Below are 22,413 nucleotides of genomic sequence, written 5' to 3'. Positions count from 1 at the left end.
GAGTAATCTCTTTCAGAGATATATTTCAGAGCGTTAATCCTTTTAGTCTTTCCACTCTGCAATAAACAAATTTGTATCTCTGCCGCCTCCGTTATTTCGATTAGACGAAAATGCCAGATATTTGCCATCATTAGAAAATACAGGAAACGCATCAAAAGTTTCTCCATGAGTGACACGTTCTAAATTTTTTCCGTCTAGATCAATTATGTATAGGTTAAAAGGGAATCCGCGTTCTGCTTCAAAATTTGAAGAGAATAATACTTTCTGCCCTGAAGGGTGAAAAAACGGACTCCAGTTGGCATTTCCTAAATCGGTTAATTGACGTAAATCACTACCATCGGCATTACAGATATAGAGTTCCATATCAGTAGGTTCAACTAGACCTTCAGCGAGTAAATCTTTGTACTCTTTAACCTCTTGTTCTGTTTTAGGGCGAGAGGAACGGAAGATAAGTTTTGTTCCGTCGGGAGAAAAGAATGCACCTCCATCATAACCTAATTCGTAAGTAATTTGTTTGACTTCTGAACCATCAATATTCATGGTGTATAATTCTAAATCACCACTTCGGGTTGATGTGAATACAATTTTATCACCTTTAGGAGAAACTGTAGGTTCCGCATCGTACCCAATCTCATTAGTTAATTGTTTGACGATATTACCCTCTAAATCGGCAATAAAAATGTCGTAGCTATCATAGATTGGCCAGATATACTTTCCGTTTTTGCGTAAAGGCGTATCAGGACACTCATCTTGTTTTAGATGTGTTGAGGCATAGATGATATGTTTGTTGTCTGGTAAGAAATAGGCGCAAGTTGTTCGACCTTTTCCAGTACTTAACATTGGTGGAGCAATACTGTCTGTAAAAGTATCATTAGCATTCATTAAAAACATTTGATCGCAACCTACATTCCAGCCTTTATTGTTAGACTGAAATACCAGCTGCTTATCATCAAAACTCCAATAAGCTTCTGCATTATCACCTCCAAAGGTTACTTGACGAATCGATTTAAAATGTTTTTCTCCAGGATAAATTAAGGAATCATTATCTGATTTAGTAACACCAACAGTTTGGGATTTTTCTATTTCCGAAGTTTTATTTGATTCATTTTTACAGTCGAAAAGTAATATTCCGAATATAATGAGGTATAGGTATTTCATATTATTAACTAAATTTGAGTAAAATTAAGATATATGCGCGTTAATTATATAATTATCACTCTTTTTTTGATGGTCTTTGCTGCTTGTAAAACAGATTCAAAAGACAATTTTAAATACGTTACTATTGAAGAGGATGTTGTTTTTTTAGCTTCAGATGAGCTTGAAGGCCGTCAAACAGGAACTGATGGTGAAAAAGCAGCGGCAAATTATATTGCAGAGCGTTTTGAAAATTTAGGTTTGTTGCCTAAAGGAACCGATGGTTACTTTCAACCCTTTTCGTTTAAACCACAAACCGATCCTCACCAAGTAGTTCATTATACCATAAAAGACGGAGATAGTACTATTACTGGCACTAATGTGATTGGTTTCATGGATAATAAGGCTGAGCACACTATTATAATTGGTGCACATTATGATCATTTAGGATATGGTGCAGAAGGCTCTTTGTATAGAGGTGAAACTAAAGAAATTCATAATGGAGCAGATGATAATGCCAGTGGTGTTGCGGTATTATTAAATCTTGCTAGTAAATTAAAGAGTTTTAATAAGGGTAATAATTATTTATTTATGGCATTTTCGGGTGAGGAAATGGGCTTATTAGGGTCTAATTATTTTACAAAAAAACCAACCATAGATTTAAAAATGGCTAATTATATGCTAAATATGGATATGGTAGGTCGATTAAAACAGGATAGTACACTAGCTGTGTACGGCGTAGGAACATCTCCAATATTGAAACAAGTTGTAAAAGCAAATAATTCGAAATTTAAAATTATCGAGAATGAATCAGGTGTCGGACCCAGTGATCATACGTCGTTTTACAATAGTGATATTCCTGTGCTTCATTTTTTTACAGGTCAGCATGAAGATTATCACAAGCCTGGTGATGACACACCTAAGCTTAACTATGGAGGAATGACGATGATTTCTAGTTATATTTTCGATATTATTTCCGACTTAGATGATAATGGTAAGTTACCTTTCAGAAAAACAAAAAATGAAAGTGAAGAAGTGCCAAGATTTAAAGTTGGTCTTGGGGTAACTCCAGATTATTTGTTCAACGGAAAAGGGATGCGGATAGATGGAATTAGCGAAGATAAACCAGCTCAAAAAGCAGGGCTTAAAAAAGGAGACATTGTGATTAAACTAGGAGATAGTTTGGTGATAGATATGAAAAGTTATATGCGAGCACTTTCGGTCTTTGATAAAGGAGACAAGACTAATGTTACAATTAAACGAGGTGACGATGAGGTTAAAGCCAATATTGAATTTTAATGCAAGTCACACTGAGCGCAGTCGAAGTGTTTTTTGATACAAATCAAGATTTAAATAGATTACAAATTGGAAATAACAAAACAGGATATCATTACAAAGGTTCATTTGATCATTTCAGTAGTGATTGTAATACCTGTGGCATTTATATATGCGTTTTGTCCTGAAAGTCAGTTTGAGTTATTTCCCAAAACTGTTGACGAATATAATTTTTACAAAGCTGTAATGGGATTATATTTAGGCTTCTCAGTATTATGGCTTTTAGGTGTTTTTAAATCTGAATATCTTAAAACAGCACTCGTCACAAATATCATTTTTATGTTAGGTCTTGGGTTAGGTAGAGTTGCTAGTTGCCTTCTAGATGGCACTCCAACATTTGGTTACCGCTTCGGTATGTTTGCTGAGCTATTTTTAGGATGTTATGGGGTTTGGGTATTATCGAGGCTTAAAAACCAGCGATGAGTGCTCCACATATTCCAAGACTTACAATCACATAAACTACTGCGATAATAAATAATACTTTTGCTGCCTTTCTATGGTTCTTATAAACTAAAGCTCCAATTAGCGCGAGTAAAATAGCTGGGCCAAACATGATGAGTAATATCAGGATGAGCAATCCGTCTAAATTCATATTTGGACTTAATAATAGCATAGTTTCTTATTTAAAAACCGAAGCCACCACAAATCCCAAAACTTATAATGGCGTAAACTGCAGCAATGATTAAAATGATTTTACCTTGTTTCTTGTTTTTAGAATACTTTACCAACCCAATAATAAAGAGTGTAAGAGGGATGATAATCGCGATAAATATCGCCAAAAGAATGACTCCAATATAACTTCCCCCTTCTAATGCGATTGATTGTATCATGTCATTTCGTTTCTAAGTGTTTCTAAGCGTTCTTTTTTATCATCTCTGTAAAATAAATTCATAGTTTCAAACGGAATAATCTTATTGTCCTTATCCACAATATGCACACAGGATTTCTTAATAGCTCTTACATCAAAGTTATAAGCATCAATAAACTGCATAATAATAATACGAAATAAATTATCATAACCCAATTCGGGAGCGTCAATATTTGGTAAACAACACATAATAGATTTTAGGTTTTCTTCTGCTTTTTCTACAGAATTCCCTGTGCTAAACAGTTCAATCATTTTGCCGTGAAGTTGTTCGTCCTGCTCATAAATAATGGTGTTTTTACTATTGTCTAACAGATCATTTGGATTGATATAACGTGTTAACGGAAATACCTCTCCATCTAATTTTAAAGCATAGCCCATTACCAAAGCATCAGGATTACAAGGTACAGGTAATAAATCATCAGCATTAAAAATATCGGTTTGCTCCAATATTTTTCTACGAACTTCAGTTAAAGTCATTCGGTCGGTTTCAGGGTTAAAGTTGTCTAAGCGACCTGCGATTTGTGTAGGCTGAAATGTTACGCCTCTTACACATTTTTGCTGTAAAGCAAAACTAGTGATCTCACCTATTTCATCATCATTCAATCCTTTTTGAAGCGTGACCACTAGAGTTGTTGAGAGATTTAACTGATTTAAATGGTCTAAAGCTTGTCGTCTAATATCGTTTAAATCGGCACCACGCAATTCTTGAAGGACTGTATTTTTAAAGGAATCAAACTGCAAATAAATTTCAAAATCTGGCGCATAGGTTTTTAAGCGTTCAGCGAATGCAAAATCTTTAGCAATTTTAATCCCGTTGGTATTCAACATCAAATGTCGAATGGGTAAGGATTTAGCATAATCTAAAATTTCCCAAAATTGCGGATGTATGGTTGGTTCGCCTCCTGAAATTTGAACAACATCAGGTTCTTTTTCGTTTTTTACAATAACATCTAACATGGCTTTAATCTCCTCAAGTGTACGATGTCTTCCATAGGTTGGTGAGGAACCTGCATAGCACGTTGGGCAAGTCAAATTACAGCGATCAGTGACTTCAACAACCGTTAAGCAAGAATGCTGTTCGTGATCTGGGCATAATCCACAATCATAAGGGCATCCATAATGTGTTTTGGTGTTAAATGTATAAGGCGTTTCACTAGGCTTATTATAATTTCTAATGTTTTTGTAATAGTCTATATCGTCGGCAATTAACACCTTACTATTTCCGTGTTCATTACAGCGCTTTAGCATATAAACATTACCATTTTCGAATACAATTTTAGCATCAACACGACGCAAACATTCTGGACAGAGACTTAAAGTAAAATCGTAATAGGTATATTTTCTAACTGGCATGTTTGAGTTTTTGATAGATGAATGAGCTGTAATACAACCAACAAATTACACATAAATATTGAATCGTACTAAGCCCTAAGATATAAAAGACATTAGGCTTCAAGAACTCAATAGAAAATCGAAATCCGAAATAACACAACATAAATATTTTGAAGAGTTCACCATTTTTTAATACAATAGTGTTTTGAATATACTTAAGCGAAAAGAACAAAATCACCAAAAACAACAACTCGTAGAGCGAGGTAGGATGACGCATTAAACCATCGCCTAAATCCATTCCAAACATGGAGCTAGTTACATTTCCGTAGGTAAATTCTTTAATACCGGATAAAAAACAACCAATTCTGCCAATAAAAATCCCGAGAATAATAGGGAAGACAAATAGATCTCCTGATGAACTTTTTTCGCCAATAATTTTTTTTCCAATTTCAACACCAAGCAATCCACCAAATAACCCACCCATAATAGTTTTTGTATTAAGAATTTGAATGACATTAGCTTCGGAAATATCCACTAAAGGGTTTTCTAGAAATCCAAATAAACGCGATCCAATTAAAGCACCTAAAGCTGCACCAAGAATAATAGATAAGCGATTTCCCGAAGAGATCTGGTCGTTAGATTTTCGACGTAAAATCACATAATATCTAAAGGCAATAAAAAAAGCCAAATACTCTAAAATGAGATGAATATTTATTGTAATTCCAAAGACTTCAGGCTCGAAAGGGATGTTCAATTCGTGAATATATTTAGTTATGAGCTTTGAAGATACGCAATTACCTAAAAAACTGTAATTTTGCGCCAAATAAATTGAGTTTGGTAAAAATAGGTGACATAGAACTTCCTGATTTTCCATTGCTATTAGCACCAATGGAAGATGTAAGCGACCCTCCGTTTCGTGCTTTGTGTAAGGAACAAGGTGCCGACGTGGTATACACTGAATTTATTTCCAGTGAAGGCTTGATTCGTGATGCTGCAAAAAGTGTTATGAAACTCGATATCTACGAAAAAGAACGTCCTGTTGGGATTCAAATTTTTGGAGCCAATATGGATAGCATGCTACAAACCATTGATATTGTAGAGCGTTCAAAACCAGACATTATTGATATCAATTTTGGCTGCCCTGTAAAAAAAGTGGTAAGTAAAGGCGCTGGTGCTGGAATTCTAAAAGATATTTGTTTGATGGAACAATTAACCGCCGAAATGGTTAAGCGTACTAATTTACCTGTGACCGTTAAAACACGTTTGGGTTGGGATCATGATTCTATTAAGATAGTTGAAGTTGCCGAACGCTTACAAGACGTCGGTATTAAATCTATTGCCATTCATGGGCGAACGCGTGCGCAAATGTATAAAGGGGAAGCTGATTGGAAGCCTATTGCAGCTGTGAAGAATAATCCAAGAATGCATATTCCTGTCTTTGGAAATGGTGATGTAGATTCACCAGAAAAAGCAGCGCTTATGCGCGATAGTTATGGTTTAGATGGTTGTATGATTGGTCGTGCAACCATTGGTAATCCATGGTTTTTTAAACAAGTCAAACATTTTTTCGAAACAGGAGAGCACCTGGCTCCAATTACTATGGTAGAACGTGTAGAAGCGGCTAGACGCCATCTTCAAATGTCTATTGATTGGAAAGGCGAACGATTAGGTGTTTTTGAAACACGACGCCATTATACCAATTACTTTAAAGGGATTCCGAACTTCAAGGAATATCGTATGAAAATGGTAACTAGTGATGACTCCAAAGATGTATTTGCAGCTTTTGATGAGGTACTAGACAAGTTTAGTGACCATCAATTTGTGTAACCTATCCTTTTACCAAATCTTTGGTAATACGCTGTGATGCTAATTTTGAAGCAAGTAAGCCAAGCACAACTATTGTTGTTATTACAATTATAAAGTTGATGAATTTTAATTCTACAGGATAAGGCAATGTAGGTGTTAGCATTACCAATGCAAATTCCTGCTGTAGAAATACAATAATAAACCCTAAAACAGCACCAATCGTACCAGCAAGAATAGTCATTAAACTTCCTTGTAGAAAGAAAATACGTCTAATATCTTTGGTTGTAGTACCTAGATTAAATAGAGTATTTAAGGATTCTTTTTTGTCTAAAATCATCATAATCAATGCACCAATCACATTAAACAATGCAATGATAATCACTAAGGTAAAAATAAGGTACACAGCAACATTTTCGGTATTGAGCATTTTGTAAAGTGCATCATTAAGTTGTGCCCTGTTTTTTATTTGAATATTGCTACCGAGAACAGTTTGTAATTGAGCGGTAATTTCATCTTGATTAGCATTAGAATTTAATTTTAATTCAATAGATGAGATTTGCTTATCATCATAATTCAATAAATACCTAGCGGTTTCAATATTGGCAAAAATGTACTCATTATTGAGGTCTTCATTAATGTCGAAAATGCCAATATTATAGGCGTTTATGGAGTTGAAAGCCCCTTTTACAGAGGTGATTTGACCTTTTCCAGGTTTAGGAACGTATATCTTTTGATGTCGTGTTAAGTCGAGAACACCATAAGATAATTTGTTAGAAACACCTCCACCCGAAACAATTTGATCGGTGTTTCGTTCGAGCCAATTTCCGTAGTAAATCATCGTATCTATATCTGTGACTTTGGTGAAATTCTCATCAACACCTTTCATCGTTACGATTTGACGCTTATTATCAAATTCTAAAATGACGCGCTCTTCAATGGTTTTAGAAAAGTGATCAATCCCATCAATAGCTTTAATGTTTACGATATCATCTTCGGAAAGTAGAAATGATTTTCCTTCTATTGGAATCACTTTAAGGTCGGGATCGACGAAAGAGGAAAACTCTAGGCTAAAATTTTTAAGTCCGGCAAAACCAGACAGCACAATAAACAATGCAGCAGCGGCAATAACTGTTCCTGAAGCTGCAATGATAGTCATAATATTTATGGAATTATTACTGCTTTTAGAGAACAAATACCGTTTCGCTATGTATAGGGCAACATTCACTTAAGACTTTTTACGTTTTTCTAAAAGGTCTTGATCTTTAATTGGGTCGTCTTCACCTTTGAGTGATTTTTCGATACCATCAATATATTCGAGAGAATCATCGATAAAAAACTCTAGGTTTGGCATACGACGTAATTGGTTTTTAGTGCGTTGCGCCATTTCATGGCGAATTAAAGGTGTATTAGACCGAATACCTTCAATAAGTTCTTTTCCTTTATCATTAGGAAACACGCTGAGGTATACTTTGGCTAAAGACAAATCAGTAGTCACGTTGACTTTACTTACCGATATTATAACGCCACGTAATCCACCATCTGTTGCTGCTTTTTGTAATATATCTGCGAGGTCTTTTTGTAAAAGTCCGCCAATTTTTTTCTGTCTTTGAGTTAATTCATCCATAATCTTACATTTAAGTCGTTATTTAATCGACATCAGATATTCTAATATAACGCCTTTTATCAAAAATAGAACCAAGTTTTGGTTTCGAACTGCAAAAATAGGCGATAATTAAGGATTATGTTAACTTTGGATGCACAAAAGAGACAATATAATATAAAGAGATACGCTTAGAGATGAAGAAAATTGAACATATTGGTATTGCTGTAAAAGACCTTGAGGCATCTAATGATTTATTTGCAGACCTTTTTGGTAAGAAACATTATAAAATTGAGGTTGTAGAGAGTGAAGGCGTGAAAACTTCATTTTTTAAAGCAGGACCAAATAAAATTGAGCTACTACAGGCCACTAATGCTGATAGTCCGATAGCAAAATTCATTGAGAAGAAAGGTGAAGGCATACACCATATTGCGTTTGCCGTTTCAGATATTGATAAAGAAATTAAGCGCTTGACAAAGAAGGGATTTAAAATGATACATGAGACACCAAAAAAAGGAGCAGATAATAAGTTAATTGCGTTTTTACATCCAAAAGCCACAAACGGCGTTCTCATTGAGTTATGCCAAGAGATAAAAGAATAAATTTCTTGCAGTGTTTTAAAATATGTAGTAATATTGCACTCGCTTTAGAGATAAAGAGATTGACTTAAGTCAATGGTCCCATAGCTCAGTTGGTTAGAGCACCTGACTCATAATCAGGTGGTCCTTGGTTCGAGCCCAAGTGGGACCACAGTCAAAACTGTTTCATTAGTTTGAAGCAGTTTTTTGTTTTTAAATAAAATTGTTAAACGGTTTTATAAGACCAAATACCAGTGAATGAAATAAGATTTAATTTTTTAAATCGTATACGATATATTATATTTGTTTAGTGATTACAAAAACGAGTTATAGAGATCAAGTAAGAAATATTCTTTTGGGACGAATGAAATCTGGAGTTTTGAAAGCAGGAAACAATATTTCATTGGCAGAATTATCAAGAGAGTTAAATATAAGTGTAACGCCAATACGAGAAGCATTAACACAATTGGAGCAATCACACATCGTCAAAGCAATACCTAATAGAGGTTTTATTGTGCCTCACATTGAAAAGAATGAAGTTAAAAACTTATATGAGCTGGTTGTTTGCTTAGAGGTGTTTGCAATTCAAAATTCAAAATTGAATGCAGAAATTATTAAAAAATTAAAAAAACAACAGATTATTTTTAAAAACACTGCTAACGCAATTGAACGAATAAATGCAGATATGCAATTTCATGAAATTCTAGTATCAAATTATAAAAATGCAATTTCTAATCAAATTTTAAGAGATTTAAAAATTAGAATATTTTTTTGTGAATTAGATTTTATGAAAGACAATGATTTTTTATCTAAATCACATCATCATCATGATGAAATTATAAAGTATTTGGAACTAGGTAATAAAAGTGAAGCAATTAAAATACTAAAAGAGAATTGGATGCAAATCTTAAATTATACATAATATAGGCTCTTTTTAAATAATTATCATAATTAAAAAACCGAACAAATGAAGCTAGCTCATATTTACAAAGCCATAATAGCTTTTCTGTTATTGAGTTTTGAAATGAACTATTTATCTCAAAAAAAACTCTAATAAGAGTAGTTTATTAAATGATTTCTAAAATCTATATTTAAGTTTAATCTTGTGAAATTAGCCGTTAACTTTATTCTAATAACAGGAATTGTTTTAAATAGTATTGCAATTATAAATCTCTTTCGTGTCAAAAAAAGAACATTACCTCAAAACATATTAATCGTTTTTTGGATTTTTATCCTAGGAGTAATTGTATATTTTTATGCTGCATTAAATGAACTAAACACATTAGCTTTTATTGCATATTATTTTGAAAGAGGAATTAGATTTGTTGTTCCTCCACTAATGTTTTTGTACGTAAATTCTATTTTTAGAAAATCACCTAAACTTGTTAAGCAGCATTTATTCCATTTCATTCCATTCTTTCTGTTTTTGATTTTTTATATAATACCTCAATCGGTAAACTTAAATTTAGGATATTTAAATGTTATAAATAAAAACTTCTTAAATCTTGTAATTGTCCAAAATCTTTATGGAATTGGATACTTTCTATTTTCATTGAAACTATACTATAGTGTTAGCAAAAAACTGAAGCATAGTTTATCGACCATAAGTGATTCTAATTTTCTTTGGCTTCAAAAATTCTTGATTAGTTTTTTATGCGTTTTATTTATTGACCTTTTCCTAACCATTAGCGAAGTAAGTATTGGCTATAACATAAATTGGGATTCTTATGTGACAGTTTTCTTTTTGATTGTTGCAATAGGTTATATTGGATATTACGGACTCACCCAATCAACAATTTTCTTACCTAATTTCTTAATAGAAGAGTTTGATACGACTATATCAAACAAACAATTTTACCTAAAAGAAAATCTAAAAGATGAATTAAAAGAAAAGTTTAATACCTTAATGTCTGAAGAAAAAATCTATCTGCAATCAAATTTAAACTTGAAAATGTTAGCAGATCAAATGATGATTTCTGAAAGACAGTTATCTGCTTTTTTTAACGAAGTGTTACAAAGTAATTTTTATGACACTATAAATTCTTATAGAGTAGAAGAAGTAAAAATGAAATTAAAGACCGATGCTGTTCATAGTCATTCGATTACCGGTATTGGTCTTTCATCTGGGTTTAGTTCAAAAAGCAGTTTTTATCGCGTGTTTAAAAAAGCAACAGGTTTATCACCTTCTGCATATATAAAAGAGTCTCATGACTCGCAATAAGACCTTATTGAGTATAACTAAACATAGAAACGCACCTAAATATTTTATGTTTGTTTAATTTCATATTAAAAAAATAAACTCAATGCAAAAGACTATAATTAAGTTATTTATTTTATTGCTTTTAGCGATAGTACCATCAAGCTATGCTCAGACCAAAATTGTTTTTGAACCTATTCAAATGCAGAAAGACCTCATTGAGTTTAAGAATGCTTTGATTAAAACTCATCCAGGGATATACCAGTATCAAACACCTCAAGAGTTTGAACAATTTACGAATCAATTATTGTTAGAGGTTTCTAAACCTTTAGAAGGAAAAGCATTTTATAATATTGTGCTCAAACTAATTGCTAAAATTCATGATGGACATACTGGTGTATATTCTATTGGAACACTAGGTGCGTATTTCAAGACTCTTAAACGATTACCCTTTCAGGTTTTTATTAAAAATCAAAGAATATACATAGTTAGAAACATGAGCGACCAATCGATTCCAGATGGTTCAGAAATTATTTCTATTGATAATGTTTTAAGTAATGAAATTGTGACTAAAATGCTTGAGCATTATTCTGCTGATGGATTAAGCATTTCAGGTATAGAACACTACCTTGGAGTGTCTTATTTATCATTTAGTAAAACATATCCTGTTGTTTATGATGCCAAATCAACCTATGAAATAACCTATAAAGACTATACAACTAAAGAAATTAAAACAAAAACAGTAGCATCAATTTCGAGAGAAGATTATTTAAAAATTGAACTAGAAAGATATGGTACAAATTCAAAGAAGTTTAAAGAAAAAGCCTTTGATTTTAGGATAAATGAGAATGAAAAGTATGCTTACTTACAAATAACTCGATTTTTTAAAGATAGCTTTCAAGAACCAGAAAGCACCTATCCTGATTTTTACAAGAAATGTTTTAAGGAAATAGAAGAAAAAAAGATTAAAAATCTAATTGTAGACTTGAGAGATAATGATGGAGGTAAACATAGTAATGCCGCTCACCTATTGAGGTATTTCATAAAAGAATCTTTTACACCAGTAAATGAAGTCACAACAAAAGGAAATGACGAATATTATCTGAATTATAATGATGCTGACACACTTTTCCTCAATAAACAATTTGGTCTAAAACAAAAATTAAATGGCGATTATAAAGTTACAGACTATGGTTATCTAACGGGATTGAAAGTTTTTGAACCTATTGATGAATATCACTATGATGGTAAAATAATAGTATTAATTGATGGTGGAGCATCGTCAGCAGGAGGCTCTGGTCCGGCAATATTACAAGAGTATACTGACGCTATTTTTGTTGGAAGTGAAACATTTGGTACTGCGGGTATTAGTAATGGCGTCAACAAAATTCATGTTTTAGGGGAAGAAACAGGAATTGTCATATATATACCGGTTATGCATTCAGATATGCCTATAAATAAATATCTAAAAAGAAGAGGGGTTCTGCCAGATTATGAAATTACAAATACTATACACGATGTTGTAAACAATAGAGATATTATTATGGAGTTTGTTACAAACAACTTGATTAATAAAGAATAAGGTTAGACCATAATTATATAAGTTAATTAGAAATGAAAAAACATATAATACAAAAAATAGTAGTCATACTTATTGTGTTGTTATTACCATCTTTCCAGTCTATTGCTTGCACCATATTTGTTTTAACAGACGGAAACAATACATATTTCTTTAATAATGAAGATAATACCAATCCTAATTCAAGAATTTGGTTTGTACCTGCTGGGAAAGATCATTTCGGGTGTGGATTTGTAGGTTATGATGATGGTGTTGCACAAGGTGGTGTAAATACAGAAGGCTTAGCATTTGATTGGTATGCAGGCAAACCTGTAGATTATACTCCAAAAGATAACTTAATTCCTATTGAAGATAGTACATCTGAAAGAATGCTAGAAACTTGTTCAAATGTAGACGAGGCCATTAAATTCTATAAAACTTATCGCGAACCAAGTTTTGCTGGAGCAACCATTATAATAGCTGATAAAACTGGAGCGTCAGTAATAATTGGCGCAAGAAATAGTGAACTGTATTTTGAAAAAGTAGTAGAAAGTAGAGTGTTGGGATGGGCAACAAGAACATTTAACAAAATGTACAATGAACAAACAACTGTTAATTTAGAAAGTGGTGCTAAAATTCTAAAAAGATGTATGTTTCCAGAGGAAGAAGGTTTTAATGCTGGGACAAAATATTCAAATTCGTATAATTTAAAAAACGGAGATATGACATTTTTTAACTTTAAAAACGATTCGAAAACCACTACTGTTAATCTATTTGACGAATTAGAAAAAGGCTCGCATTATTATGATATGGCTGATTTAGAAAATCAATTAAAACAATCTACTAAATCTTTAATTACGACGATGAATAGATTAGTTCTTTTTGATTTCTCAGAAGAAATGGAGGATGAATCAGGTGTAAAACCATTGATCGAAAGTATATTCATTTATGGTGCAAAAGGCCAGTTTCCTTCAAAATATTTCTCAGAACGTTTAAGAAAGGAATGGAATGCGGATAAAGAGGAAACACAATCTACAATAAAAACTTTAGGCAACCTTAAATCACTTCATATAATAGACAAAGAGCAAGAAGATGATTTAACAACTTATAGTATAGTGTCTGTTTTTGAGAACTTTAGGGTGCTTTGGTCATTCGAATTAACAGAATATGGAAAATTAAACGATGCAAAAATTCTATCTTATACTAATAATTAATTTTTTTAAGCACACTATCTAATGAAGACAATTTTTACTGGTATATTTTTTTTACTCTATTCGGTTTCATCTTTCTCTCAAAATTATGAAGGGAATTGGATTGGAGAAATACCTACACCAAATGGCAAATTAGATTTTGTATTTAAAATTAAAAAAAATGGTGATGATTATGAGTCAACAATGAGTATTCCAAAACAAGGATTAAATGAAGGCAAAGCAGAATCGACAATATTAATTGATACCATTTTAACCATAACTTTTCCAAACTTTAATTTAGAATATAAAGGAAGCCTAAATGATAAAAATGTAATCATTGGAAATTTGTTTAAAAACGGACGTCCAACTGCTTTAAACTTAAAGCGAGGTGAAATTATTCTTAACAGGCCTCAAAACCCCAAACCACCTTTTAACTATTATTCAGAAGATATAATGTTTAATACTTCAGACAACTTTAAAATAAGAGGAACTTTGACCTTGCCCAAAAAAGAAGGAAAATTTCCTGTAGTTGTTATCATAAGTGGTAGTGGCCCTCAAAACAGAGATGGTGAAATGTTTGGGCATAAACCTTATTATGTAATTGCAGACCATCTTACTAAAAACGGAATTGGTGTTTTAAGATTTGATGAACGAGGCGTAGGAAAATCTCAAGGTAATTTTAATACGGTAACAATTAAAGAATTATCAGCCGACGTAAAATCGGCTATCAATTATCTAAAAGAAAGAAAAGAAATCAACACTTCTAAAATTGGTTTGATAGGTCACAGTATAGGAGGCATAATTGCACCAAAAATAGCTTCAGAAATTAACGATATTAATTTTATTGTTCTAATGGCTGCACCTGGAGTAAACGGCGACAAATTAATGCTTTCTCAAAAAGCAGCAATGGAAAGAATTATAGGATTAAATGAAATGCAAATTGCACAAGGACAAGATTTGGTAAAAGGAGCTTATGATATTATTATTAATACAGACCTTGATGGTAAAACCCTAAAAGACAGCTTAAATTCTCATTACATTAATAAATATGGAAAACTAATTCCTGAAACTCAAAGAGAAAAACTAGTTGAGCAATTTATGGGAAATGAAATGATAAGTTTCATAAAATCAAAACCATCAACATATTTAGAAAAAGTAAAATGTCCTGTTTTGGCAATAAATGGAGATAAAGACCTTCAAGTGCCTTCAAAAGAAAATTTAAATGCTATAAAAGCTGCCACTGAAAAAAACGGTAACAAAAATGTCAACATTCTAGAGTTAAAAAACTTGAACCATTTGTTTCAAGAATGCAATACAGGTATGTTGTCTGAATATTCTGAAATTGAGCAAACGATATCTCTAGAAGTTTTAAACGTAATAACAGATTGGATAAAAGAACAAACCCAATAAAGAGTTTGAAAAAATATTTACTTATTCTACTGTTATACCTTTTTTACTCTACCTTAAATTTAAAACAAGTAAGTAATACTTTTAATCTAAACACCAAAGCCTAAAAATTTATCACTTAACTAAAAACATAAATTGATTTAATAGTGTTATTGAATTTAGTAAATAGGTGATTACAGGGTAAAAAATAATTACTTAAATGCTCTTAAAACTTTATTAAAACCTCGTTTAAGGCATCATAGACACATTTATTTTTGTAGATTTAGCCTGTCTTAGATGCTATCACATTAACCTAATACGTGTTACTTTGAATATTAATTTTACGAGAATTATTAATTTCTTACCTTTTAAAAGGAATGCATTAGTTTTTATATTAGTTCTCTTAATCGCGATCTATTTTCTTAAAATAGAATTCTTTGTAGAAGAGACCAATTTTGCACTATATCTCAAATTATTTGCTTGGTTAATAGGATCTTTTATCTTGATCGTCATAGGTGTTGGTTTAATACACACCTTAATATGTTATTTGTATTTTGTAATTAATCGAAAACAAATAGACCTTAATATTGATATTGGTCTTGAAGGCAATATTAAAGGTGAAGCAGGACAAGTTCCTGTGATGATCTCTTTACCCAAGGCCTTATTGCCTTTACTAGGATACATTACTATAAAAATAGAGTTTGATAATGGAGACCTTTCAGACACGATTATCATCAATAAATACTCTAAAGGGTTTGAAAAACTACTGCCAAAAGAAGGGTCTACACTAATATGGTTGCCAGATCGCAAACAGTATCATGCCAAAGGATTCATTGTTAGTTTTATTGATTATTTGCAGTTTTTCCGATTTACCTTATATAAAGCATCTCCTAAATCGTTCTACTTACACTCTTCTGAAATGGAGATTCCCGTTAAAGAGATTACGCCTTCTAAAACAGAAGAAGAAGTAGAAAAAATTAAAACTTCACGAAAGGTTCAAGGCGACTATTTAAATTATAAAGACTTCGAGGTTGGTGATGATGTGAGACGAATTGTATGGAAGATTTTTGCTAAAAACAGAGAGTTGGTCATAAGGACTCCTGAAGTGATTAACCCTTACGCTTCTCACATAAAGTTTCATACAAGTTTTTATAATGTGATTTCTAAGAATATGAATTCGGCCTATGCCATTAGTATGCTCAACTATTATAAAGACATTGTCTATAATATTTGCCTAAATATTAATAAAAAGGATAAAAAAATAGAGTTTCATATTGATCAAAATGTCAACGAATTTGTAACGGTAAGTGAAAACGAGCGTGTTGGGTTTTTATTAAGCTCAGCAATGTGGCAAAATGATTATTCGGTAAATGAATTAAAATCCTCAGGTGAATCTATAATATGTGTATCGTCTTTGATTAGTGCAAAAGAATTAGCATCATTAATTGAAAAAGCGTCTTCAAATATCATTATTGTTAATGCATCTAGGCACTTAGACAATCAAAACCTATTTAATTTCAAAAATTTATTTTTAAGAAAAGATCATAAAAGTGAAATCAATAAATTAGGTTGGATGTTGTCAAGAACCAGAAGACAGATAAAAAGCAACGAAAAAGAGATTGAATCACTAATATCTAACTCAAATTTTCAAGGACAGATTATATGAAGCATATAGATTATAAAGAACTGGCGCTTGGGTTGATTTTTTTGATTATACCTACGATACTTATTATGTATCCTTTGCTTGGGTTTTTAGCAGACTACTATTCGTTATTGTTTATTGATAAGCATTTTCTAGTTAGTGTTTTCGCTATTGGTATTGCGACGGGTTATCTTCTACATACCACTAAAATTAGATTTCTAATTATTTTTGGCCTACTCCTTTTGGGAATAAATATACTTTACAACTCGATTAGTTCAGCTTCTTTTAATGAGTTTGATGCTTATTATGTGGCAAATCGATTCAAAATAAATACAATCATTTTTGTATTTGGCTGGTTTTCAGGTTTTGCGATATCGAAATGGAGGTATTATTTAATTGTATTTTCAATATTATTAACCACAATAACAGTCATACTCATTTCAGATTTAGAAATGTCTAATGTAAAAGATATGATTTGGTTAATTGCTCCAACTGTATTATATCTCTTTTATGCGCTATATGTTAAAGAACTACTGAAAACCATAAAAAAACAAGAGAAGACTAACTATTTAATGGTTGTAATGAGGATTTTATTATTCTCATTAATTGCATTCTTTTTATTTTGGGTAACCGTACAGCTTCTAGATTCTAAGTTGGATCATATTCAAAATGAAATTACACAATCCCAAGGCGAAGATGAAGAATCAGACAAAGATGAAGATGAGAGTGATGAAGATTCTGAAAACAATAATGGTGGTTCAACTGCGCCTTTTGACCTTGATGATTATACTGGTCTTAGAGATCGATTGGATGTATCAGATGAGCTTCTTTTTTGTGCAAATATTGATAACTTTATTAATGAAACAACACCTAATCCTCAATACATCACATTATACCATTTAAACCAATACAATCCAACTTTAGAGCAGTTTGAGATTGATCCTGATAGTATTGTTAGAGACTTATATTTACCAAACCCAACAACAATTCCACAGTATTTTAGTCAGCAAAACGACTCGGTACTCGTTTATGATAAGATGGAGCGCGCTACTAAACAAGTTAAAAGTACAATGTATATCGCTAATTTGGATCCTGAAGTTTTTGTAGCACCAAGTACTGCCTATGCATGTCAGCCAATTTCTATTGAAGAAGAATTTAAAGAGGAGTATAAGTTTGCCTATAATGTGTATTCTGAAGTTTCAGAACTCAACAGCGCCTATTTTGTATACAATACAGATAACCCATTCATTAATGGTTATCAGGAGGAGCGGTATCGTACATTGAGAACGGCCAAAGGTTATGATAATGAAGATGAGCGATTTATGAATTATTATACTGAAATTCCTGATGGTGAACTTTATGAGCAAATAGATCAATTAGCCGATAGTCTTACCGTTGGAGATAAGACAACAATTGATAAAATATTAAGCATTCGAAATTATTTCTTGTCTAATGATGAAAATGGAGACCCGCTTTACGTGTATACATTAACACCAGGGAAACCAACAGATCCAAACATACCTAATGCGAGCATGTTGGGAGAATTTTTATTTAATACACATAAAGGCTATTGTACGTATTATGCGACGTCTTCGTTATTTATGTTGAGGTCTTTAGGAATTCCAACTCGAGTTGCTGTAGGGTTTATGACGGTTGATAGAAGTTATAAAACTCCAGGCTGGTATTGGTTTTATGCAGATCAAGCACATGCTTGGACTCAGGTGTATATTCCAGAGTATGGTTGGTTAGATTTTGACATGACGGTAAGCAATTCTGATGCTGAAGATGCACCGCAGCCAGACGGAACTCCTCCAACACCCCCAACAAAAGAGACTTATGTTGGGAAAGGTGTGATTACTGTTGTAGATACCTTAAGTAAAAGAATGGAGGTTCGCATAGACCAAATGATTGTTAATGATAATGGTATATCTCTAGATAGTACTAATACGGTTAATATGAATTTTGATGTGAATCAAGCTAAAGTATTTGCTGGCGAAACACCTATTCCTTTACAAAATGTAAAACTTGGTGATACGGCAGTGATGGTCTCATTTGATTATAAATTAGCTCGCATCCGAAAGAAATCTGATTCAGAAACCATAGAAAATTATTTAAAGCGTTTTCCAGACCCTATAACGATTATGGAAGTCTATGTGCCAGAAATTGAATCTGAAGGAATAGAAGAAGCGTCGGAAGATAAGGACGATAGTGTTGTCAAAACCTTAACCGATTGGTCACTTTATATTCTAGGCCTATTATTACTTGTATTATTGATATTAGTATGCTCGCCAATATGTTATTTTTGGTGGTTATCCAAAAAGGCAAAAAACAAGACTTCAATTGTCGCCTTGTCTAAAGTGAATTATAAAAACGCTCATTTTGTATTAAACCAAATGGGTATTCCAAGAGGGCAACAAACACCTATGGCATATGCCAAAGACATAGTAGACCCAAAATTTGGAACGCATTTCGAGGCATTTATAAGAATATATCAAAAATTAAAATATAGTCAATCTGAATTAACAAATGAGGAAGCTAATTTGGTTAGAAATTTCCACGCAGATTTCAATCAAAAGGTCTTTTCTAAATTCACAAGATCAGAGAAATTCTTCAATTTTATTAAACCGAACAAGTGGATTCACTATATGCTGAATCTTAATCTAAAAAAATAGAACATTATATTATGAGTCAAGACTTAGAACATACAAATCCAGAACATTTAGAATCAACTACAACAGTACCTTTAGGAGTCTCTTCAGATCATGCTGGAGCAAAAATTGATTTGCTAATCGAAAACATTGGTAAGGTGGTTAAAGGACATAGAGAGCGGGTTGTTCAAATCATTACTTGTTTGATTGCTAAAGGACATATTCTTTTAGAGGATAACCCTGGTTCTGGTAAAACGGTTATGGCAAAAACTTTAGCTCATTCTCTGTCTGGAGATAAAGATCATTCCGATTTTAAAAGAATTCAATTTACGCCAGATTTGTTACCAATGGATTTGATTGGTTCACATTTGTATGACGAAGGAAACAAGGATTTCATTTTTAAAAAAGGGCCATTGTTTTGTAACATATTATTGGCCGATGAAATTAACAGAGCATCACCAAAGGTACAATCTGCCTTGCTTGAATGTATGGCCGAAAACCAAATATCTATTGGAGATCAAACCTATAAACTTCAAGATCTTTTCTTTGTTATTGCTACACAAAACCCAATTGAAATGGAAGGGACTTACCCGCTTCCTAATGCACAGTTAGACCGTTTCTTTATGAAGATTAATTTTGGATATGTTGCAGAAGACATTGAGCTTGAAATTTATAAAAAGCAATTAGAAATCCAGAGATCACAAGATGCTGTTGAGGCCGTGTTAAAAATGGAGGATGTTCTTATGTTAAGACGTAAAGCCGAGGAAGTGCATGTGGCAGATGAGATTATTGTTAGTATTAAAAATATTGTTCGAAAAACGAGAGACCATTCTGAGATTACTCTTGGAGCTTCTGTGAGAGCAGGAATTATTCTTTTAAAATGTTTAAGGGCTTATGCCGTAATTCATAAACGCGATTATGTAATTGAAGATGATTTAGCAGCATTGGCAAGACCAGTGCTTCAACACAGACTCCTATTCAAAAACATTAGCGCCGAAACGAATGCAGTGCATAGCATTGTTAAATCTGAAATAGATCGTTTATCGAGACTTAACTTAAAGAGATAGTTTGTGAAAATAGGAAGCATTAAAATAATCTTACTTTTTGGATTGTTCTTTTTAGGCTTGATTTCTGTCAATGCACAACGTATTGAAATTGATCGTCTAGAACGAGAGTTTAGAGGAAAATATAATTCTCGTAAAGCATTTGAGCTTTCACAGAAGATGATTCAATTAGATAGCACCTATTATGTTGGCCATTTTTTTGAAGCCAATTATAGATATTTTAGAGCTTCAGATAAACGCGGTTATGAATCTGCAATAAAATCATTGGTGAAAGCCATTGATTTATTAGAAAAAGATTACCCAAGATCGCTAAGAAGAACAACAGAAATTAGAACGTATATTGATCGTTATCAATTACAAAGAAAGTATGTGGTGCTTATTTATTATTTATCAAAATGCTATGAACATATAGATAAACCCGGTGAGGCCATTAAAGTTATTAGAAGACTCCAAAAGCGTGATTTTGTGTTCAATTTTGGAATTAATCCGTACAGTAATATGTCATGGATTTACTTACGTAATAGAATGTATAGTCCAGAAAAATACGAATTTTTAAAACCCACTATTGAAGAAAACCTTGAAATGGCATCCAAATATGCCGATTCTATTAAAACAAGTGATAAAAACAATCAATGGTTTTTAAACACGTATTGGCCAAATAATGCAAATGACGCGTTACTGAGTTACTACCATTATAAAAACATCATCTATTCACATCAAATTAAAATTGACTCTGCTGAATATTTTAGTAATCAATTAGAACGATACAATAGGCTGTCTTATAACAATTATGGGAACCTTCAATTTATTCAGGCAAAATATCAAGATGCTGAAAACAGCTATGACACTGCAAGAGAAGAAGATAATTACGAAGATAAAAGCGTAAAAGAGTTTGATTATATGCAATCGGCGATAAAGATTTTTCAAAATGATTTAACATCGTCTAAATCAATTATAGAAAACTCAATCAAAAGACTCGGTACGTCTCCTGGGTTTGGATGGAATAATATAGCACTTAGTAGAGCACATTACTATGCTGGAGATTTAAAAAAATCTAAAGAGTTTCGAGATAAAGCGGCTAATTTTAAAGAAATACACGTTAATAGTACTTGGGGAGAAGTGGCTTATGATCGTAACACGCTTTTATTTAAATATCTTTTCCATAAGAAGTCCATAAACGAGATTCAGTTTAGGGATAAATACTATTGGTACAAGGCCAAAAAATTATATCAAATATCTAAGGATCATTTTAAACAAGAAAATGCTCATTTACTACTTACAAGTGAACTTTCTGCAGACCCAGAGCGATTTATAGGGTATTATAATTTATTCGCATCAGAGAATAATATATTTTTTGATGAAATTTGGGAGCTGATAAAATATTTCAATTCAGAATACTTTATAGATATATTCCAAAAAAAATTGATTGAAGATGAAAGAGAACGAGTTCATAAATACTTCAAGTATTTTATTGCTCAATTTCACTTAGAAGATGGCGATTATGATCTTGCTATTAATGAGTTTGAAAACGTATTAAAAGATGAATTTTTAGATACTGAAAATGAAAAGCTACTCATCGCAAGAATACACGAAGCATTAAGTAAAGCTTATGCCGAAAATGACGACACAAATCTTGCAGATGAGAATCTATTAGCATTTTATAATATGTATCCTCAATTAATTCCTTATTCAGATCTTAAGATGAAGTTTAATCTTGAAGTTGCCAATACTACGTTGACCTCTGAAGAAGAAACAATCATAGAAGAACTAAAAGATTGTAATATAGAATGGGTTGAGAATGATACAAATTGGCCAACATTAAAAGTTAGTATTACCCAAAAAGACAATACTCAACATATAAACTATCAGGTAATTACAGATAATGAAACCAAGTTTGAAGGCAATGTTAACACTAAAGATATTGAACACCCAGGCCAATTAGTAGCTTTTAGAGCTTTTGGAATTGAATTAGAAGATTAGTGTGTTTAACTAAGAATGGCTTTTAATAAATCGTAGATACACGCCTATTAATATTACTTCTACTAAAACAATTATGAAAACCATTATAATGTATT

At 32.3% G+C, this 22,413-nt stretch carries 20 protein-coding genes and 1 tRNA gene; 14 read left to right on the top strand and 7 right to left on the bottom strand.

The window, feature by feature from the left end; translation table 11 throughout:
• Positions 1-42 precede the first annotated feature (42 nt).
• Positions 43-1,158: a TolB family protein gene (locus tag ACTU6T_RS06175; protein WP_460220364.1), complete on the bottom strand. Its 1,116-nt coding sequence runs from the start codon at positions 1,156-1,158 to the stop codon at positions 43-45.
• A gap of 33 nt (positions 1,159-1,191) precedes the next feature.
• Here ACTU6T_RS06175 and ACTU6T_RS06170 point away from each other — a divergent pair, with 33 nt between their 5' ends.
• A complete protein-coding gene (locus tag ACTU6T_RS06170) occupies positions 1,192-2,433 on the top strand; it encodes a M28 family peptidase (RefSeq protein WP_460220363.1) in 1,242 nt (413 codons plus the stop codon).
• A gap of 66 nt (positions 2,434-2,499) precedes the next feature.
• Positions 2,500-2,892, top strand: a complete 393-nt coding sequence (locus ACTU6T_RS06165) for a DUF4345 domain-containing protein (RefSeq protein WP_460220362.1) — start codon at positions 2,500-2,502, stop codon at positions 2,890-2,892.
• Here the strand turns inward: ACTU6T_RS06165 and ACTU6T_RS06160 are convergent.
• From ACTU6T_RS06160 to ACTU6T_RS06145, 4 genes are read right to left on the bottom strand one after another with little or no spacing between them, the layout of a single operon-like run.
• The gene (locus ACTU6T_RS06160; RefSeq protein ID WP_460220361.1) at positions 2,876-3,082 is read right to left on the bottom strand and encodes a hypothetical protein; all 207 of its coding nucleotides are present in this window, start codon (positions 3,080-3,082) and stop codon (positions 2,876-2,878) included. The two genes, ACTU6T_RS06165 and ACTU6T_RS06160, sit on opposite strands and share 17 nt — an antisense overlap.
• A gap of 10 nt (positions 3,083-3,092) precedes the next feature.
• The gene (locus tag ACTU6T_RS06155; RefSeq protein WP_460220360.1) at positions 3,093-3,299 is read right to left on the bottom strand and encodes a hypothetical protein; all 207 of its coding nucleotides are present in this window, start codon (positions 3,297-3,299) and stop codon (positions 3,093-3,095) included.
• Positions 3,296-4,690, bottom strand: coding sequence for a radical SAM protein (locus ACTU6T_RS06150; RefSeq protein ID WP_460220359.1), 1,395 nt, complete (start codon positions 4,688-4,690; stop codon positions 3,296-3,298). The genes ACTU6T_RS06155 and ACTU6T_RS06150 overlap by 4 nt, the downstream gene beginning before the upstream one ends.
• On the bottom strand, positions 4,680-5,492 hold the full coding sequence (locus ACTU6T_RS06145) for a prolipoprotein diacylglyceryl transferase (RefSeq protein ID WP_460220358.1): 813 nt from the start codon (positions 5,490-5,492) through the stop codon (positions 4,680-4,682). The genes ACTU6T_RS06150 and ACTU6T_RS06145 overlap by 11 nt, the downstream gene beginning before the upstream one ends.
• Before the next feature lie 11 nt (positions 5,493-5,503).
• Here ACTU6T_RS06145 and dusB point away from each other — a divergent pair, with 11 nt between their 5' ends.
• Positions 5,504-6,496 carry a tRNA dihydrouridine synthase DusB gene (dusB, locus tag ACTU6T_RS06140; RefSeq protein WP_460220357.1) on the top strand — a complete coding sequence of 331 codons (993 nt, stop codon included), beginning with the start codon at positions 5,504-5,506 and terminating at the stop codon, positions 6,494-6,496.
• A 1-nt stretch (position 6,497) separates the two neighbouring features.
• Here the strand turns inward: dusB and ACTU6T_RS06135 are convergent, their stop codons facing one another.
• Together ACTU6T_RS06135 and rbfA are read right to left on the bottom strand one after the other, a co-directional pair.
• Positions 6,498-7,631, bottom strand: a complete 1,134-nt coding sequence (locus ACTU6T_RS06135) for an ABC transporter permease (RefSeq protein ID WP_460220356.1) — start codon at positions 7,629-7,631, stop codon at positions 6,498-6,500.
• Positions 7,632-7,700: 69 nt separating this feature from the next.
• Entirely contained in the window at positions 7,701-8,099 is a 399-nt protein-coding gene (gene rbfA, locus ACTU6T_RS06130; protein WP_460220355.1) for a 30S ribosome-binding factor RbfA, read from the bottom strand.
• A gap of 173 nt (positions 8,100-8,272) precedes the next feature.
• Between rbfA and mce the strand changes: the two genes are divergently transcribed.
• The 11 genes from mce to ACTU6T_RS06075 all read left to right on the top strand — a co-directional run bounded on the left by mce (position 8,273) and on the right by ACTU6T_RS06075 (position 22,318).
• Positions 8,273-8,677, top strand: coding sequence for a methylmalonyl-CoA epimerase (gene mce / locus ACTU6T_RS06125; protein ID WP_460220354.1), 405 nt, complete (start codon positions 8,273-8,275; stop codon positions 8,675-8,677).
• Positions 8,678-8,751: 74 nt separating this feature from the next.
• Positions 8,752-8,825: transfer RNA gene (locus ACTU6T_RS06120), tRNA-Ile, on the top strand.
• A 138-nt stretch (positions 8,826-8,963) separates the two neighbouring features.
• Entirely contained in the window at positions 8,964-9,575 is a 612-nt protein-coding gene (locus ACTU6T_RS06115; RefSeq protein WP_460220353.1) for a GntR family transcriptional regulator, read from the top strand.
• Positions 9,576-9,758: 183 nt separating this feature from the next.
• Positions 9,759-10,874, top strand: a complete 1,116-nt coding sequence (locus tag ACTU6T_RS06110) for a helix-turn-helix domain-containing protein (RefSeq protein ID WP_460220352.1) — start codon at positions 9,759-9,761, stop codon at positions 10,872-10,874.
• 82 nt (positions 10,875-10,956) lie between these two features.
• Complete coding sequence (locus ACTU6T_RS06105; RefSeq protein ID WP_460220351.1) at positions 10,957-12,432, top strand: S41 family peptidase; 1,476 nt, start codon at positions 10,957-10,959, stop codon at positions 12,430-12,432.
• Positions 12,433-12,464: 32 nt separating this feature from the next.
• A complete protein-coding gene (locus ACTU6T_RS06100; RefSeq protein ID WP_460220350.1) occupies positions 12,465-13,622 on the top strand; it encodes a hypothetical protein in 1,158 nt (385 codons plus the stop codon).
• A gap of 21 nt (positions 13,623-13,643) precedes the next feature.
• Complete coding sequence (locus ACTU6T_RS06095) at positions 13,644-15,008, top strand: alpha/beta hydrolase family protein (RefSeq protein ID WP_460220349.1); 1,365 nt, start codon at positions 13,644-13,646, stop codon at positions 15,006-15,008.
• Positions 15,009-15,531: 523 nt separating this feature from the next.
• A complete protein-coding gene (locus ACTU6T_RS06090; protein WP_460220348.1) occupies positions 15,532-16,650 on the top strand; it encodes a DUF58 domain-containing protein in 1,119 nt (372 codons plus the stop codon).
• Complete coding sequence (locus tag ACTU6T_RS06085; protein ID WP_460220347.1) at positions 16,647-19,298, top strand: transglutaminase-like domain-containing protein; 2,652 nt, start codon at positions 16,647-16,649, stop codon at positions 19,296-19,298. The genes ACTU6T_RS06090 and ACTU6T_RS06085 overlap by 4 nt, the downstream gene beginning before the upstream one ends.
• A gap of 11 nt (positions 19,299-19,309) precedes the next feature.
• A complete protein-coding gene (locus ACTU6T_RS06080) occupies positions 19,310-20,341 on the top strand; it encodes an AAA family ATPase (RefSeq protein ID WP_460220346.1) in 1,032 nt (343 codons plus the stop codon).
• Positions 20,342-20,344: 3 nt separating this feature from the next.
• A complete protein-coding gene (locus ACTU6T_RS06075; RefSeq protein ID WP_460220345.1) occupies positions 20,345-22,318 on the top strand; it encodes a hypothetical protein in 1,974 nt (657 codons plus the stop codon).
• Positions 22,319-22,413: the final 95 nt, after the last annotated feature.

Source organism: Psychroserpens citreus (genome assembly GCF_055686305.1).
This window is presented reverse-complemented; position numbering and strand designations above follow the sequence as displayed.

Bases quoted from the DNA above. Each gene is read 5' to 3' on its own strand.
- ACTU6T_RS06135 (WP_460220356.1), bottom strand. From the start codon at position 7,631: ATGACTATCATTGCAGCTTCAGGAACAGTTATTGCCGCTGCTGCATTG.
- ACTU6T_RS06170 (WP_460220363.1), top strand. From the start codon at position 1,192: ATGCGCGTTAATTATATAATTATCACTCTTTTTTTGATGGTCTTTGCT.
- ACTU6T_RS06100 (WP_460220350.1), top strand. From the start codon at position 12,465: ATGAAAAAACATATAATACAAAAAATAGTAGTCATACTTATTGTGTTG.
- ACTU6T_RS06105 (WP_460220351.1), top strand. From the start codon at position 10,957: ATGCAAAAGACTATAATTAAGTTATTTATTTTATTGCTTTTAGCGATA.
- ACTU6T_RS06085 (WP_460220347.1), top strand. From the start codon at position 16,647: ATGAAGCATATAGATTATAAAGAACTGGCGCTTGGGTTGATTTTTTTG.
- ACTU6T_RS06080 (WP_460220346.1), top strand. From the start codon at position 19,310: ATGAGTCAAGACTTAGAACATACAAATCCAGAACATTTAGAATCAACT.
- ACTU6T_RS06160 (WP_460220361.1), bottom strand. From the start codon at position 3,082: ATGCTATTATTAAGTCCAAATATGAATTTAGACGGATTGCTCATCCTG.
- ACTU6T_RS06150 (WP_460220359.1), bottom strand. From the start codon at position 4,690: ATGCCAGTTAGAAAATATACCTATTACGATTTTACTTTAAGTCTCTGT.
- rbfA (WP_460220355.1), bottom strand. From the start codon at position 8,099: ATGGATGAATTAACTCAAAGACAGAAAAAAATTGGCGGACTTTTACAA.
- ACTU6T_RS06175 (WP_460220364.1), bottom strand. From the start codon at position 1,158: ATGAAATACCTATACCTCATTATATTCGGAATATTACTTTTCGACTGT.
- ACTU6T_RS06095 (WP_460220349.1), top strand. From the start codon at position 13,644: ATGAAGACAATTTTTACTGGTATATTTTTTTTACTCTATTCGGTTTCA.
- ACTU6T_RS06155 (WP_460220360.1), bottom strand. From the start codon at position 3,299: ATGATACAATCAATCGCATTAGAAGGGGGAAGTTATATTGGAGTCATT.
- mce (WP_460220354.1), top strand. From the start codon at position 8,273: ATGAAGAAAATTGAACATATTGGTATTGCTGTAAAAGACCTTGAGGCA.